A 14,842-nucleotide genomic window follows, 5' to 3' on the forward strand; every position below is an offset into this window, starting at 1 on the left:
GTAACGCAGACGGTTGATCTTGACGCAGACTGAGCAGTCGACTCGGCCCGACCGGATCAGCCGTGCTCTGCCACCGCGGTTCCGGCTGCCGGCGACTGACGCTCGAGCCTCGTCCACGCGATCTCCCAGCGCTTGACAGAGACCTCGTCAGCGTCCTCGAGAAGGGCGTCGAGGAGCAGGCGTGGATTTTCGCGCCATGCCAGTTCAGCGGCATGGACTTCCGCAGCCGAGAACAACCCGGAAGCCTCGAGATCACGAATCCATTCGCAGATCTCGCCTCGGTGAATCCGTGCGATGGTCTCGTATCCCAGACCTTCGTCAAGGAAGTCGTACGAAAAAATTGCGGCAAAGTAACTGTTCGACTCACGCTGCCCGAAAATCATGTGCGTTCCTTCCTCGAAGTTGTCCGACGAAGACTCGAAATCGAACCGTTGAGCAGCGACGCCAAAGTTTTTTTGGCGAAGTTGTAACGCTTCTTCTATCCCCGACGATTCAAACGCTAACCCCCCGAGCGGGTCTTTGGGATCACGTCCGAGAAACGATCTGATGACCAACGCAATACCCCTGGGGTTTCCGGCCACTCGCACCCATCATCGACACGCAACCAGCGCGCCGCTGACCTGCAATTTGCCCGTTTCAGGCCCTCCACTTAATCCATCCGAACAGACGACAAAAAACTTTGTGACCGGTCCCACATATTGGGATAGTTACGATCGTGATGCATATGTATCACCCGTTGTGGGCACAAAAGTACGGGCAAATCGGCACGTACAGACCAGTTTTGTTCGTTCTCCATGGCGACGAAGGTCCCTTGAACGGTCGTCCAGTTGTAGTTGCGCTAAGTAACGGATCCCACGTCGGCAACCGATATTGCGGACGGCCTGCCAGGTAGCGTGCTCCAGAGAACGTAGACGCGGCGCGGCGCAACCGGCCGCCCTTTCGAAACGGAGCCCGAAGATGACCGAGACAGTGGCGCACAATCCCGCGGAAACGCGTTTCGAGATCCGAGTCGACGGCGAACTCGCCGGTTTCGCCGAGTACTCGGACCATTCCGGCGTCCGTGATTTCCACCACACGGTGACCTATCCGCAGTTTCGTGGGCGCGGGCTTGCCGCCATCGTGGTGCGTGAAGCGCTCGATCAGACCCGGAACGAGGGATTGAAGATCCTTCCGACGTGCTCGTACGTCGAGAAGTTTGTTGCGGAGAACCCCGCCTACCAGGCATAACCGAACGAGAACGGCCGGCGAAAAACCAGTCGCGAACCTGCAGACCCCGCTGCTAGCGTCGATGGTGCCGTCGTCGAAATCCTGGGCGGCACCATCTCGGGGAAGGAAAGAACGTGGTCGCCTCAGCAGATCGGCGTCCACCTGCGTCCACGGACGTAGTTATCCCCAGCTATCTCCCTCTCGTACTGGTCAATCTCGCGACGCTGTTCTCGGCGATCGGCAACGGTATCGCCATCGTCGTGCTCCCCTGGCTGGTTCTCGAACGAACCGGTAAGGCTACCGACGCGGCGATAGTTGCCGGCGCAGCAGCCATTCCGCTACTCGTGTCGAGCCTGTTTTCGGGGACATTCGTCGACAAGTTCGGACGCCGTCGAACGTCGATGATTTCCGACGCTCTCTCTGCGATGTCCGTTGCAGCGATTCCGATCATCGCGGCCACCGCGGGCTTGACGATCCCGGTGATCGCGGCGTTGGCCGCACTCGGCGCCGTGTTCGACCCCGCCGGAATGGCGGCGAGGGAGTCCATGCTGCCTGCAGCGACTCGGACCGCCAAGTGGAAGCTCGATCGAACCAACAGTGTGTACGAGGCCAACTTCAACGTCGCGTATCTGATCGGCCCTGGCATCGGCGGTGTCCTCATCGCAACGATCGGAGCGGTGAACACGCTCTGGGTCACGGCGGCAGGTTTTGTGTTCTCGATAGTCATGGTCGCCTTCATCCGGCTTCCCGGCGCCGGAGTGCCCGAACACGAACACCGTCCGAAATCGATCTGGCACGGCACACTCGACGGTCTTCGGTTCGTCTGGAACAACAAACTGCTGCGCACCCTGGCGCTGATCGACATGGCAGTCGTCGCGCTCTACATGCCTGTGGAGAGTGTCGTGTTCCCGGTGTACTTCACAGAGTTGGATCAACCGGCCCAACTCGGATCGGTGTTGATGGCCTTGGCGATCGGCGGCATCATCGGCTCTCTCGCCTACGCCCCACTGGCGCCGATCATGTCCCGGCGGCTGATCATGATTTTTGCCGTCGCCGTTCTCGGCATAGCGATGCTGGCCATGGCGCTCCTACCTCCACTGTGGGTGATCCTCGTACTTGCCGGACTGCAGGGCCTCGTCTACGGACCAGTCGGCCCGATCGCCAACTACGCCATGCAGACGCACAGCCCGGAGCACATGCGTGGACGCGTCGTCGGTGTCATGACGTCGACGGCCTACGCCGCAGGCCCGCTCGGCTACCTCGCGGTCGGCCCGCTGCTCGATCAACTCGGAATCGCGTCGACCTTTGTGGCCCTGTCGATTCCGATCATCCTGATCGCCGCAGTCTGTGCCTCTCTGCCGGTGCTTCGCGAACTGGATCGTCCGCGGCACTCGACCGACGTCAGTTGAACCCCATCACGTCGTTGCCCCAGGCGACGCGCAATCCGTGATCGGGGTCGCTGACGAGGGTGTCGGCGGAGTCGATCAACAGCGTCGACCGCTTCTCTTCCTCGTACGGCGCCCAGTGCTTCGAGCCGTCGAGGGCCGCCGGCACGGCATGCCTGGCGAAGGCCAACCATCGCCGTTGGATACGGCCGGCCACCTCCATCGCGGCCTTCCGACCGCCGAGCCAGAACGTGGGGTCGACGTTCAGGGTTCCGAAATTGCCGAATACATAAGGTAATTCGGTCGCGTGGCCCGCGCCGATCCGCGCCGCCTTGAGCATCGGCGTCGCGTGATCGAAGCGGTAGACCCATGTAGGGGAATGCCTGCAGTGCGCGTCTGCGATCCAGAGGGTCGGCATGCGAAACGCAGCGTCCCGTGACAGTGCCAGCGCGCCACTCGGTTTCGCATGGTCAGGGTAAGCCGACATGATCTCGGCAAGTTTGGTCGCGGAGATGTCGGGGTGATCGTCGGCCAGTAATTGGAGCATTGCCTCGACGGACTGCGCACTCACCGGCATCAGCGGAGACTTCATGAACTTGAAGATCGACGCCTCGTCCTTGTTGGAACCGATGATCAGTGGGATTCGGTGCGCGTAACCCTTCTGGAAAGCCGCAACCGGGTAGTGCGGCACCAGATCGCGATCGACAACGGGTGCCATCGCCAAAGTTCCCGGAATCCGGGTCGGAATTTCGTTGACCAAATCATCGCTTGCCTTGACGAGCAGTTCCAGATCCGTGGTCAGCAGATCGCCTGCGTCTTCGGGGTCGATCGAGAGCAGTTCGAGAAACCGCTCTGCAACGGTCTTGGCGCGCTCGGCCCCGTAGACGGAGGTCGCGGGCGGACTCTGGGCAATCGCACGATGGAACAGACCTTCGGCGCTCGGACAGGTCATGAGCGTCGTGATGGATCCTGCGCCGGAGGACTCACCGAACACGGTCACCGCACTCGGGTCACCACCGAAGGCGTCGATGTTGTCTCGAACCCATTCGAGTGCCGCAATCTGGTCTCGCAGACCACAGTTCGATTCGAAAACAGTATCCGCGGTGGAGAATGCAGACAGGTCCAGGAATCCGAGTGCGCCGACGCGATAGTTGAAGGAGACGAGAACGACGTCACCGGTTTCAGCCAGATGACGGCCGTCGTAGATCGTTTGGGCGGCGGATCCGAGGCAGTAGGCGCCGCCGTGAATCCACACCATCACCGGTCGCGGCGTGCCGTCGGGTCGCGGGGCCCAGACGTTGATCGACAGGCAGTCCTCGTCGATTTTGAAGGCCCGATCGATCGGAACCGCCGGACTCTGGCCTTGCGGCGCGATCGGCCCGAACTCACGACAGTCGCGCACCCCGTCCCACGGCTGTGCGGGTTGTGGCGCTCGGAACCTCCGCTCACCCACCGGCGCCGCTGCGTAGGGCATGCCCTTCCACGCGAATACACCGCCATCCGGATACCCGCGGGCTTCTCCGCCTCGCGCCCGGATCACCAGAGTTCCGTCCTCGCCGAGATTTGGTCGAACGTCGGTCTCCATGTCTGAATCCCCTCCCGACCCGCGCGTGTGGCAATCAAGACCAAACCTACCAATCTCGGACGGGTGTGCGCCGAGTACGCAACCCCTCGGTGTTAAGGTCGCCTAGTTCTGACACGGGGTGCTCCGCATGGGCGGGGCTGAGAACACACCCGGGAACCTGATCAGGTAATGCTGACGAAGGGATGTCATGGCTACTACGCAGCCTGCATACAATTCTGCCGAAAACTCGGTGGCCACAGCGCCGTCGACGGATCGGTTCACAGATCGACTCTGGGCCGAGACGAAGGCCCTCCGCGAGTCGATCGACTCACTGGAGTTCCTCCGCCGCCTCGGCGACGGAACATTGCCTCTCGACGCGTTCCGCACGTACATCGAGCAAGACAAGCTTTATCTCGAGGGGTATTCGAAAGCGTTGTCCCTGGTCGCGGCCCATGCCCCGGATCCGCAGTCCGCGGGCTTCTGGTCGAATTCCGCGTCCACGGCAGCGACAGTGGAATCTGCGCTTCACGACGGACTTCTCACCGGTGGAATTCTTCCAGCGGGATCGGGAAGGCTCGAGCATTCGCAGGCCTGCCTGGGATACGTCTCGTATCTGACGGCGACTGCAGCAACTGCGCCTTACCCGGTCTCCGCAGCGGCAGTACTCCCCTGCTTCTGGATCTACGCCGAGGTCGGCCGCGATCTTGCCGCTTCAGCGCGCGAGGTACTCGACGCCGATCCGTCGCATCCGTACGCACAGTGGGTCACGACCTACGACGCACCCGAATTCCACGAGTCGGTGGCGCAGGCCCGCGTACTGGTCGATGCTGCGGCCGAAGCTGCCACCGAGACAGAGCGTGAGGCGATGAGTGAAGCATTCCGCATCGCCAGCCGCTATGAGCTGATGTTCTGGGATTCCGCACTCCACCAGCAGCCTTGGCCGGCGTCGTGATGTCGTTTGCGGCGCTGCGCCGCACGCTTGCCACGTCTGCCGCGATCGCAGCCGCGTTCACAGTTCTGACCGGATGCGCCTCTGACACCGGCTCTTCCGACGGGACCATTCGGTTCGCACTCGACTGGACACCGAACACGAACCACACCGGTTTGTACGTAGCACTCCAAGAGGGCTACTTCGAGGACGCCGGCCTGGACGTCTCGATCCTGCCGTACAACAACACCTCGCCCGACACCCTGGTCGATGCCGGCAATGCCGAGTTCGGCATCAGCACACAGAGTCAGGCCACGTTCGCCCGTGCAGCCGGCTCCGCCACGAAGTCCGTCATCGCGCCACTTCAGCACCGCGCCACCGGCATCGGCGTGAAGGCGGATCGTGCGGACATCACGCGCCCACGTGATCTCGACGGGAAGACGTACGCCGGGTTCGGCGATCCCGGCGAAGTCGAAACGCTGCAGCAGATCATCCGCAACGACGGCGGGACCGGGAACTTCACGACGGTCACGCTCGGAACTTCCGCGTACGAAGCCGTGTACTCGGGCCAGGCAGACTTCACCGTCTCCTACTTTGCTTGGGAAGGCCTCGAAGCGGAGCGAAACGGAACTCCGATGCGGTACTTCCAGTACACCGATTACGGCTTCCCCGATGCATATTCGATCGTGATCAACGGCAACCAGCAGTGGTTGAAGGACCATCCCGACGAGGCACGCAAGTTCGTCAAAGCCGTTCAACGCGGATATCAGACTGCTGCCGACAACCCGGACCAGGCCGCGCAGGATCTCATCGACGCGAACCCCGGAGCATTCACCGACGAAGACCTCGTGCGTGAGAGTCAGCGGATGCTCGCCGCCGACTACATGAAAGACGCCAACGGTGTTGTGGGCGCCCAGAATCTCGAAACCTGGTCGGGCTACTCGGGATTCCTCTTCGAGAACGGATTGCTCGCCGGACCCGACGGGAAGCCGTTGACCCAGAAGCCGGACTGGTCGGAGTACTTCACCAATGAGTATCTCGACGCGTCCTGACGTGAGCGGACGGTTGGTCTCGACCATGCGGCGGGCGCTTCCCGCGCTCGCCGTGGTGGTGCTCCTCGTGGCGGCGTGGCAGATCTACGTCGAGATCAGTGGGATTCGGCCGCAAGTACTTCCGTCTCCGGGGCGCGTTCTGTCCCAGGGGTGGGACAACCGCGAGATCATCTCCGGCCACGCCTGGTCGACATTGCAGGTCACGTTGGTCGGCTTCACTGTTTCATTGGTGTTGGCCTGGATTCTTGCTGTGGTCGTGGACTTTTCGCCGTGGTTGTCACGCGCGCTGGTACCACTTTTCGTCGTCTCGCAGACGCTGCCGATCATCGCCATCGCGCCGCTGATGATCATCTGGTTCGGCTTCGGGCTGTTGCCGAAGGTGTTGGTGATCGCCCTTGCGACGTTCTTCCCCATGACCATCGGACTCATCGAGGGATTTGCCGCGGCCGATCGGGAAGCGGGCGCTCTCCTGCGCAGTATGGGCAGCACTCGCTGGCAGGAGTTCCGATACGTTCGCCTTCCTTCGGCAATTCCGCGATTCTTCACTGCCCTGCGCATCGGCATCACGTATGCGGTCGTGGGTGCGGTGTTCTCCGAATACGTCGGCGCTACTTCCGGTTTGGGTATCTACATGAGCACCCAGAAGAACTCCTTCCGCACCGACCTGGTGTTGGCGGCCGTACTGGTGACCGCGTTGATCAGTGTCACGCTGTACTTGCTGACGTTCGCCATCGAGCGCATCGTTGCACCATGGGCGATGAACGAAAGGTCGCGGACATGACTGACCCGATGGTCGAGGATGCAATGGTCGAAATCCAGGACCTGACCAAGAGGTTCGACACGGCCGGAGAACCGCGTCTCGTGCTCGATTCGGTGTCCTTTGGCGCCGACGCGGGCGAATTCGTGTCGGTGATCGGGCCGAGCGGCTGCGGCAAGAGCACGATCTTCAACGTCCTGGCCGGGCTCGAATCCCCGACCGCGGGTTCGGTCCGTGTGGGCACGCGCGCAACGGAATCCGAAGCAGCCGCCGAGGTGCACACCGCGTACATGCCGCAGAAGGATCTTCTGTTCCCTTGGCGCTCGGTACTGGACAACACGGCCCTCGGTTTGGAAGTGCAGGGAGTCGGCAAGAAGGAAGCACGCGAGCGCGCTCGCGAGTTGTTCCCGGCGTTCGGACTGTCCGGATTCGAGGACGCCCGGCCGTCACAGCTGTCCGGCGGCATGCGCCAGCGAGCGGCGATGCTGCGCACCGTTGTTCAGGGCAAACCTGTCCTGCTGCTCGACGAGCCGTTCGGCGCACTGGACTCGTTGACCCGCACCGAGATGCAGGCCTGGCTGCAAGACGTGTGGCAGCAGTACCGGTGGACCGTGCTGATGATCACCCACGATATTCGTGAAGCGATCTATCTGTCCGATCGCGTGGTCGTTCTGTCGGCGAGGCCGGCAACGGTCAGGTGCGTCGTCGACGTTCCCTTGCCGAGGCCACGCGAACTGGACATGATCACCTCGCCCGAGTTCGCCGACGTCGAGCGTGAGCTGCTTGCCGTACTCCACGACGAGACTCGCAAGTCGCTACAGCCCTAGCGGTTACTGACAATGCGCTGAGAGCGCGCCGATTTCACCTGCCGTTCAAGAGAAAGTGCATCGCAACGGTGCAACTTCGCGTAGGATGTCGCGGCGCGTTCGCCCAAAACGCCTTAATATCAGCAAGATCCGAACGCTCGACACGCAATCCGTCAACGCTGCACAATTCTCTGTACTCTTCGGTAACGTACACTCGGTCGCCTACGAGACCAACGGCCAGAAGGTAACTGGACGGTAAAGCGGAATCGTGGAGGCACAGTCATCGCAACAGATTTGGAAAGGGACAGCGTGAGCACACTGCAGTCAGGTCAGAGCCTCGGAGTCGGCCAGGAACTCAAGTCCGACAACGGCGCATACACCCTCACCTTGCAGGACGACGGCAACCTGGTTCTGTCCGAGGGCGGACAGGCTGTTTGGGCCGCAGGCACCAACGGATCCGGCGCCAACCGCGCCGAGGTGCAGGCTGACGGAAACTTCGTCATCTACAAGGACTCCGACGCCGTGTGGGCATCGCAGACCGCAGGCAACGACGGTGCCTCCCTCTCGGTTCAGGACGATCGCAACGTCGTTCTGTCCGCCGGTGGAAATGCTCTGTGGTCTTCGGACACTGCAATCGAGGCTCCGGCCGCCGAGGCTGCCCCGGAGCCCGCTCCGGCACCGGAGCCCGAGCCTGCACCCGCCGCTCCGGCAGCGCAGAGCTACACCGTCGAAAGCGGCGACACCCTGTGGGCAATCGCGGAGCGTTTCTACGGTGACGGCAACCAGTACCAGCGCATCGCGGATGCAAACGGCATCCCGAACCCGGATCTCATCAACGCCGGTCAGGTACTGACGATCCCCGCCTGATTCACTGCTTGACCTGGCCCTGGGTGCCGACGTCCGCGTCGACGCCCGGGGCCTTTTGTGTTCTACGCCACACAGATTCGCGTCCCGCCCAGCAGGCCCTGATACTCCATTGCGGCATCTTTTCGCCTACAGTACTTCCGTACTGCTCCCGAAGGACAGGTGTGCATGAAAGACAGAACAGTCATGATCGGCGCTGTCGCAGTGGCCGCTCTCTCTCTGACATCAGGCCTCGTTTTCGGCGGAGCAGCCGGCGCATTCGGTTCCGGCGGCCCTGTGGTGAAGCCTCCCGCTCTGGTCTCTTCGGTTTCCGTGGAGTCCGTCGCCGGGATCGAACCGGCCGCGTTCTACAGCTCGGTTGCAGTTCCCACGGTTGTCATCCCGCCGACGCCGACCTGGCGAATCGCCGACGAGACGACTGCTCCTCGTAATCAGCCGCTGGTGGTGACCGCGACAAGCACGAGCTCCGCCACCTCGACTACGACGGCCACCAGTACGACAACACCGGTCTCGTCCACGACAACTGCGTCGGCTACCGCGACCTCGTCACCGACCGCGACGGCCACAACCACCAAGACCAGCACCACCCCCGTTGTCACGACCGGATCCACGCCGCCCGTCGTCGAGGTCTCGCCCGTTCTCGCCGGATAACCCTCGCTCTTTCGCCCGCACACCGCCTGGCGTGACGGCGGTTACAGGCACACTTCAGTCGCCGCTCTCGAATAACCGATCTACCTGCGACTACCTTCCTCGTCCTCACGGTTCGTGGTCCGCTGCAATCCGGTCGACCGGAAAAGGACAGCAGCATTGTCGGAGCCTCGCGATACCGTATAGGTCTGAGCTTTTGCGGAAGGAGGTGGCTGATGAGCGCAATGGGCTTCGATCTCGATGTCAGTGTCGACCGGGCGTGGGCAGAATTTCAACGTCGCCTCGGCGATCACATTTCCATCATGGTCGACGGCGACGTTCTTGCCGTGGAATCGTCCACCGGCGACTTCGATCCAGCTGACGGCGCAGCGCCATGCGTTCAGTTCCTCGTGTGGGACGAGAACACAGTCCGCTGCGAGGTTCCTTCCAACGACTTCCTTCATCCGCGCTATCGACTCGAAGATGCCGACGAACAAAAGTTGATCGCACTCGGCTGGAATCCGCCTTCCGAGAATCTGGAGGATCCGAACAACTCCCCCGCCTTCTGCGTCGACAAGGCGCAGAACTGGGCCGATCAGCTCGCAGCGATGACTGTCGCTGCATTCCGTGATGTGTTCGGTGTGCACCACCCGGCTTTTCTATCCAGCGATCTCACCGGCAACGAGCAGACTCCGGATTTCGATCCGTCGGTCGTCGAGTCGACAGAACTTCCGACACTCGACCCCACCGCGGCCTACATGCCCAACGACATCGACCACCTCAAGGAGTTGGTCACTCTCGCTTTGCTTCCCATGCTCGGCACTCTTCCCGAGCGAGACAGCGACGGCGACATACCCATTCGTGTCGGTTCGACTGTCATGTTCGTCGGTCCGCTTTCCGAGTCCATGGACGTGCAGTTGTTCTCCCCACTCGTTCAGGACATCAGCAACCGCACTCGTGCAGCCGAGGTCATCGCCGATCTCAACCGCAAGTGGTCGCGCATCAAGTTCGTCTTGATCGACGACCGTCTGTCGGTGTTCCTCGAGGTGGCGGGTTCGCCATTCGTTCCCAAGCAACTCACCGATACGTGCGCCGCCCTGACGTCGTTCCTGCGTACCGTGGACGACGAGTTCGCCGCACGCGTCGGCGGAGACCTCTTCTTCGCGAACAAGAGCGGTGACTCCTCCTCGCTGCAGCCCGATCTGACGGCCGAGGACCTGCCTCCCGAACTCGAGACCCTGCTGCACCTCGATCTGGACGTGGCCGAGGATCTCGACGCGGTAGCCGATGTCTGTGGTCGTGATCGCGATCTGATTCTTCAGCTCCTCCACATCAGCAACGAATGGCAGATTCAGCTGCGTAGTCAGGCTGTGGACGCCCACAGTCGCGGAGACGCCGAAGAGGCTGCGGGATACGAGGATCAGGTCGGCGGGTGGGAACTCATGGTCGACCGTCTGCGAGGGGCTTTGCGACTGGTGGTCCTGCCCAATTCTCGAACCGAGACGCCGGCAAAGCCGCAACCTGAGCAGATGGGCTTGTTTGCCGATCCCTTGCAACAGAGCCTCTTCGACGATCCGTCCTGACAACACGGATCGGCTTTCCCGCTATTCGAAGTGGGATTTGAAGATCTGTCCGTGGACGCCCACGGTTCGATCGACTACCTGTGAGACCGTGAAATCGGCTGCGGCAGAAAGATACGCGTAGGCCGTCGCTCGATCCATACCGCGATCATGCTCGAGGAAGTCGAGTGCGTTGACCACCGCACGTCGCATGGCACCGTTGAGGTCACTGTTCTGCCCATCGACCGAACCGTTGGGGTCGGACAGGCCGATCGGAATCCAGGCCTCCTCGGTCTCGGCGAACGGGTATCCGAAAGCCACCGATGGAGCCTCACCGGAGTTCTTCTTGCACACGCTTAGTCGGAACGTGCCGCGCAGCGAACCTTCCATCGCCGTCAGCGCTGCCTCGCCGTCGCCCATGGCCATGTGGGGGTCACCGACGTAGAAGAGGGCGCCTTCAGCGAATACCGGCAAATAGAAGGTTGATCCGACACCGAGATGCCTGATGTCGATGTTTCCGCCGCCCAGGGTCGGAGGAATGGAGTTCGACGACGGGGATGTCGGGTCGGCATCCGAGGAATAGGCAACTCCCATCATTCCCATGAAGGGCCGCAGGGGAAACCGCACCTTCGACTGTCCGAAAGGCATCACGCCCTTGCCGTCTTCGATCGCCGTGAAAGTGGAAACACCGCCGTACTTCAACGGGTCCTTTGTTGCGCGCCCGTCTGTGGCGACCGGCGGCATGACTTCGTCCAGAGTGATTCCCGCTGGAGCGGTTCCGTCTGCTGTGACGGCGAGAGCGCCCTTGCCGTGTCTGCTCGACACAACGCCGTACGGCACGCGGGGAATGGCTTCGAGAGTCTCGATCTTGAGTACGTCTCCAGGCTGGGCGCCTTCGACGAAGACCGGGCCGGTGACGACGTGCGGTCCGTCCTTGTCGAAGTTTCGTTCGGTTCGGTTGTATTCGGCCGCAACGGCAATCGCATCCTCGAGCACGTCCTTCTCGGAAACGCCTTTGCTACCGAAGTATTCGAGAGGATTGCGCCCTTGATCCTCGAGAATTCCCTCGTGCGAGAGGGCGTCGATCGTGACGGTCTGGCCCGACTTCATCCGCATCACCTCGCGGGTGTGGATGCTGGGCACATAACCCCACATGACGTCCGACGGATCCGAACTCAGATAGTGATCGCCACTGACGTTTCCGCTGCCCGGTTGCAGAATCGGAATGCCATCGGCGAACGGTAGTGCAGAGGAGGACGATCCAGCCGGTGACGCGTTCGAGTGCGCGCATCCCGAAGCCACACCGGCAACTCCTACGCCCGCACCGAGGGCAGCGACTGCCCTCATGAATCCGCGTCGGCCAAGACCTTTCGTCAGGTCTTCGGCTGCGTTGCGGGCAAGAGTGTATTCCATCGAGATTCCTCCGGAGTGCGTGACGATGTGCGACTGCGAAGAAAGCTAGACCCGATTTGTTACTCGTTCATTACCATTTCATGGCAAGGAAATACCGCTGACTGAGAATGAATTCAGCGACGGCGAAGCCGCCAGAGCGAGGTCGTCTCTCGTGCCCGGGCGGCGTGAAGCGCATCGGTTCGGTCACTGACCTTTGCGTGCGTCGGTTTGACGTCCATGCGATCGACAACAGTGAGTCCACCGGCCGCAATCAGGTCGTGTAGTTCGGATCGCGTTCGGAGACCGAGGTGTTCGGCAATGTCCGAGAGGATCAGCCACGCTTCTCCCCCGTCGTCCAGATGCGCTGCGACACCAGTCAGGAAGCCCTTCAGCATCGCTCCAGCGGGGTCGTAGACGGCGTATTCGATGGGCGAGGTGGCCTTGGCCGGAATCCAGGGAGGATTGCAGACCACCAACGGAGCGGTGCCTTCGGGAAAGAGGTCTGCTTCCACCACGGTCACCTGATCGCCGTAGCCAAGCCGCGAGAGGTTGCTACGAGCGCATTGCAGTGCCCGGGGGTCCTGGTCGGTGGCCGTCACTGCCTTGACACCGCGCTGCGCCAGTACGGCAGCAAGAACGCCGGTGCCGGTGCCGATGTCGAAAGCCGATTCCGTCGACGGCAGTGGCGCAGACGCGACAAGATCGACATACTCCCCGCGGACGGGTGAGAACACTCCGAAGGCGGGATGCACTCGTGCGTCGAGAGCCTCGATGAAAACACCTTTGCGGTGCCACTCGTGAGCGCCGATCGCGCCGAGGATGTCACGCAACGAGCGAACCGAAGGCTCACCGGTAATCCCGAAAGCTTCGGTCAACGCGACTTGCGCGTCCGGGGCTCGCCGGAGTGGAATCGACAGATCTGCATCCAAGGGAATGAGCAGCATGCCGAGGATCTGCGCGCGGCGTCCTTGGGTCTGCCGGTGGAGATGGAAGGCTTTGGCTGGGTCGTCGGACGCTCGGCGCGGCTTGCGGTCGATGCGCGACGCGACGGCCTTCGACAGTTGGCGAGCGTTCTGAAAATCTCCGCGCCACAACAACGCCGTGCCTTCGCATGCCAAGCGATAGGCGTCGTCGGCCTTCATCGTGTCGTCGGCGACGACGATGCGCTTGGGCGCCGGGGCGTTGCTCGTCGAACCCCAACGGGCCGATTGCTCGGCGTCGTTCTCGGTCCACACTGCGAATTGTTCAGTCATGTAAGCCCTTCCGGCGTCCGACGCATAGCGGCCGGTCTACCGGCTGATGTGGTCCAGATCTGCAAAATCTGCTCGTCTGGTGTCCACACTAGTCGGGACCGGCCGCGCTACATGACTGCGAGAGGGATGTCAGCCCTTGGCGACGCGAGCTGCCTCGGCGATCCGAGCCTCGGCGACCGCGTCAGCAGCCTCGCCGGCGAGGATTCCGTCCTTCTTCGACTTCGCGAAGATCTCGGTGACCGTGTCGAAGATCTTCTCGACCTTGAGCTTGACCTCTTCGGCCGAGTTGCCCTTCAGCTCGCCGGCAACCTGGATGAGGCCGCCGCCGTTGGCGACGTAATCGGGGGTCCAGGTGATGCCGCGGTCGCGGAGAATGTTCTCGACCTCGGGCACGGTGAGCTGGTTGTTGGCAGCGCCGCAGACAACCTCGGCCTTGATCGAGCGTGCGGTCGTGTCGGTGAGGGTTGCGCCCATCGCGCACGGTGCGTAGACGTCCAGATCGGCGTCGATGATGCTGTCGACGATGCTCACCTGCGGGAAGTCAGCCTTGACACGGTCGAGCGCTGCGGCGTTGACGTCAGTCGCGAGAACGGTTGCGCCGTCTGCGAGGAGGAGCTTGATCAGCTCGTAGCCGACCTTGCCTGTGCCCTCGACACCAACAGTCTTGCCTGCGAGCGACGGAGTGCCCCAATGCGACTGTGCCGCGGCGCGCATCGACTGGAATACGCCGAGGGCCGTCATCGGAGCGCTGTCGCCGGAACCGCCAACCGTAGCGTTGCGGCCGACGACGAAGTCGGTGTTACGACCGATGATGTCGAGATCGTTGGAGTTGGTTCCGACGTCACCAGCGGTGATGTAGCGGCCGCCGAGGGTCTGGACGAATTTTGCGTAGGCGCCGAGCAATTCGTCGGTCTTGGCCGTTGCGGGGTCGCCGATGATGACGGCCTTGCCGCCGCCGAGGTCGACGCCGGCAACCGCAGCCTTGTAGGTCATGCCGCGCGAGAGGCGCAAAACGTCTGTGACTGCGGCAGATTCGTCGGAGTACGGGTAGAAGCGCGTTCCGCCGAGCGCGGGACCGAGCGTCGTGGAGTGGATGGCGACGATGGCCTTGAGGCCGCTCGCGGGATCCTGGAAGAAGCTCACCTGCTCGTGGGGGTAATCGCGCAGGTAGTCGGCGCGATCAAACACGCCCGCAGTGTCGTCATGGGAAACAACGGAGTTCACGGGCTCGGCGGTGAGAGTCATTGTGGGATAGACCTTTCCGAAGGATAAACGGGGTGCAGTCGAAACATTGGGACGAAATGGCCGTTGGGTACTATTGGGGACAAATAACCCAAAGAGAATCCCGCTGAGCAATTCGTGGAACCAATGCTCTGCCTGAGCTACGATTTGGTCAATGCAAATCTCTTGAACTAGTCAATTCGATCATCCAGTGACCCATATCACTGA

14 protein-coding genes and 1 riboswitch are annotated in these 14,842 nt (G+C 62.0%); of the genes, 9 read left to right on the forward strand and 5 right to left on the reverse strand.

From position 1 onward, the window contains the following. Window positions 1-56 precede the first annotated feature (56 nt). Window positions 57-383: a hypothetical protein gene (locus BH682_RS19365; protein WP_003941297.1), complete on the reverse strand. Its 327-nt coding sequence runs from the start codon at window positions 381-383 to the stop codon at window positions 57-59. A gap of 574 nt (window positions 384-957) precedes the next feature. On the opposite strand from BH682_RS19365, the gene BH682_RS19370 reads away from it, so the two are divergent. Beyond that, the gene (locus tag BH682_RS19370; protein ID WP_042923125.1) at window positions 958-1,227 is read left to right on the forward strand and encodes a GNAT family N-acetyltransferase; all 270 of its coding nucleotides are present in this window, start codon (window positions 958-960) and stop codon (window positions 1,225-1,227) included. 161 nt (window positions 1,228-1,388) lie between these two features. Further along, window positions 1,389-2,615 (forward strand): MFS transporter, encoded by a 1,227-nt coding sequence (locus tag BH682_RS19375; RefSeq protein ID WP_075835366.1) that lies wholly within the window; start codon window positions 1,389-1,391, stop codon window positions 2,613-2,615. On the opposite strand, the gene BH682_RS19380 is transcribed toward BH682_RS19375, so the two are convergent. Further along, complete coding sequence (locus BH682_RS19380) at window positions 2,608-4,176, reverse strand: carboxylesterase/lipase family protein (protein WP_007726092.1); 1,569 nt, start codon at window positions 4,174-4,176, stop codon at window positions 2,608-2,610. The genes BH682_RS19375 and BH682_RS19380 overlap by 8 nt on opposite strands. A gap of 104 nt (window positions 4,177-4,280) precedes the next feature. Then, a riboswitch (TPP riboswitch) is annotated at window positions 4,281-4,376 on the forward strand. Between BH682_RS19380 and BH682_RS19385 the strand changes: the two genes are divergently transcribed. The 7 genes from BH682_RS19385 (at window position 4,364) to BH682_RS19415 (ending at window position 10,772) form a co-directional block, all read left to right on the forward strand. Continuing rightward, window positions 4,364-5,107, forward strand: a complete 744-nt coding sequence (locus tag BH682_RS19385; RefSeq protein ID WP_007726090.1) for a TenA family protein — start codon at window positions 4,364-4,366, stop codon at window positions 5,105-5,107. It overlaps the preceding riboswitch by 13 nt. Beyond that, window positions 5,107-6,135 (forward strand): ABC transporter substrate-binding protein, encoded by a 1,029-nt coding sequence (locus tag BH682_RS19390; protein WP_075833804.1) that lies wholly within the window; start codon window positions 5,107-5,109, stop codon window positions 6,133-6,135. The genes BH682_RS19385 and BH682_RS19390 overlap by 1 nt, the downstream gene beginning before the upstream one ends. Beyond that, window positions 6,113-6,916, forward strand: coding sequence for an ABC transporter permease (locus BH682_RS19395; protein WP_003941393.1), 804 nt, complete (start codon window positions 6,113-6,115; stop codon window positions 6,914-6,916). The genes BH682_RS19390 and BH682_RS19395 overlap by 23 nt, the downstream gene beginning before the upstream one ends. 8 nt (window positions 6,917-6,924) lie before the next feature. Continuing rightward, window positions 6,925-7,719: an ABC transporter ATP-binding protein gene (locus BH682_RS19400; RefSeq protein ID WP_075835368.1), complete on the forward strand. Its 795-nt coding sequence runs from the start codon at window positions 6,925-6,927 to the stop codon at window positions 7,717-7,719. 288 nt (window positions 7,720-8,007) lie between these two features. After that, the gene (locus BH682_RS19405; RefSeq protein WP_020908363.1) at window positions 8,008-8,565 is read left to right on the forward strand and encodes a LysM peptidoglycan-binding domain-containing protein; all 558 of its coding nucleotides are present in this window, start codon (window positions 8,008-8,010) and stop codon (window positions 8,563-8,565) included. A 165-nt stretch (window positions 8,566-8,730) separates the two neighbouring features. After that, window positions 8,731-9,213: a hypothetical protein gene (locus tag BH682_RS19410; protein WP_020970103.1), complete on the forward strand. Its 483-nt coding sequence runs from the start codon at window positions 8,731-8,733 to the stop codon at window positions 9,211-9,213. Between the two features lie 212 nt (window positions 9,214-9,425). Continuing rightward, window positions 9,426-10,772, forward strand: coding sequence for a T3SS (YopN, CesT) and YbjN peptide-binding chaperone 1 (locus BH682_RS19415; RefSeq protein WP_003941353.1), 1,347 nt, complete (start codon window positions 9,426-9,428; stop codon window positions 10,770-10,772). Between the two features lie 21 nt (window positions 10,773-10,793). On the opposite strand, the gene BH682_RS19420 is transcribed toward BH682_RS19415, so the two are convergent. From BH682_RS19420 to BH682_RS19430, 3 genes are all read right to left on the reverse strand, one after another. Beyond that, window positions 10,794-12,161, reverse strand: a complete 1,368-nt coding sequence (locus BH682_RS19420; RefSeq protein ID WP_075833806.1) for an acetamidase/formamidase family protein — start codon at window positions 12,159-12,161, stop codon at window positions 10,794-10,796. A gap of 113 nt (window positions 12,162-12,274) precedes the next feature. Beyond that, window positions 12,275-13,393, reverse strand: coding sequence for a methyltransferase (locus BH682_RS19425; RefSeq protein WP_003941398.1), 1,119 nt, complete (start codon window positions 13,391-13,393; stop codon window positions 12,275-12,277). Between the two features lie 129 nt (window positions 13,394-13,522). Next, window positions 13,523-14,638, reverse strand: a complete 1,116-nt coding sequence (locus tag BH682_RS19430; RefSeq protein WP_003941274.1) for a Glu/Leu/Phe/Val family dehydrogenase — start codon at window positions 14,636-14,638, stop codon at window positions 13,523-13,525. Window positions 14,639-14,842: the final 204 nt, after the last annotated feature.

This window comes from Rhodococcus sp. YL-1 (genome assembly GCF_001942025.1).
In the GTDB taxonomy this organism is placed as follows: Bacteria; Actinomycetota; Actinomycetes; order Mycobacteriales; family Mycobacteriaceae; genus Rhodococcus_F; species Rhodococcus_F qingshengii.

Excerpts from the sequence above, each read along its gene's own strand:
- BH682_RS19365 (WP_003941297.1), bottom strand. The coding sequence starts at position 383 with ATGATTTTCGGGCAGCGTGAGTCGAACAGTTACTTTGCCGCAATTTTT.
- BH682_RS19370 (WP_042923125.1), top strand. The coding sequence starts at position 958 with ATGACCGAGACAGTGGCGCACAATCCCGCGGAAACGCGTTTCGAGATC.
- BH682_RS19380 (WP_007726092.1), bottom strand. The coding sequence starts at position 4,176 with ATGGAGACCGACGTTCGACCAAATCTCGGCGAGGACGGAACTCTGGTG.
- BH682_RS19385 (WP_007726090.1), top strand. The coding sequence starts at position 4,364 with ATGGCTACTACGCAGCCTGCATACAATTCTGCCGAAAACTCGGTGGCC.
- BH682_RS19390 (WP_075833804.1), top strand. The coding sequence starts at position 5,107 with ATGTCGTTTGCGGCGCTGCGCCGCACGCTTGCCACGTCTGCCGCGATC.
- BH682_RS19395 (WP_003941393.1), top strand. The coding sequence starts at position 6,113 with ATGAGTATCTCGACGCGTCCTGACGTGAGCGGACGGTTGGTCTCGACC.
- BH682_RS19400 (WP_075835368.1), top strand. The coding sequence starts at position 6,925 with ATGGTCGAGGATGCAATGGTCGAAATCCAGGACCTGACCAAGAGGTTC.
- BH682_RS19410 (WP_020970103.1), top strand. The coding sequence starts at position 8,731 with ATGAAAGACAGAACAGTCATGATCGGCGCTGTCGCAGTGGCCGCTCTC.
- BH682_RS19415 (WP_003941353.1), top strand. The coding sequence starts at position 9,426 with ATGAGCGCAATGGGCTTCGATCTCGATGTCAGTGTCGACCGGGCGTGG.
- BH682_RS19420 (WP_075833806.1), bottom strand. The coding sequence starts at position 12,161 with ATGGAATACACTCTTGCCCGCAACGCAGCCGAAGACCTGACGAAAGGT.
- BH682_RS19425 (WP_003941398.1), bottom strand. The coding sequence starts at position 13,393 with ATGACTGAACAATTCGCAGTGTGGACCGAGAACGACGCCGAGCAATCG.
- BH682_RS19430 (WP_003941274.1), bottom strand. The coding sequence starts at position 14,638 with ATGACTCTCACCGCCGAGCCCGTGAACTCCGTTGTTTCCCATGACGAC.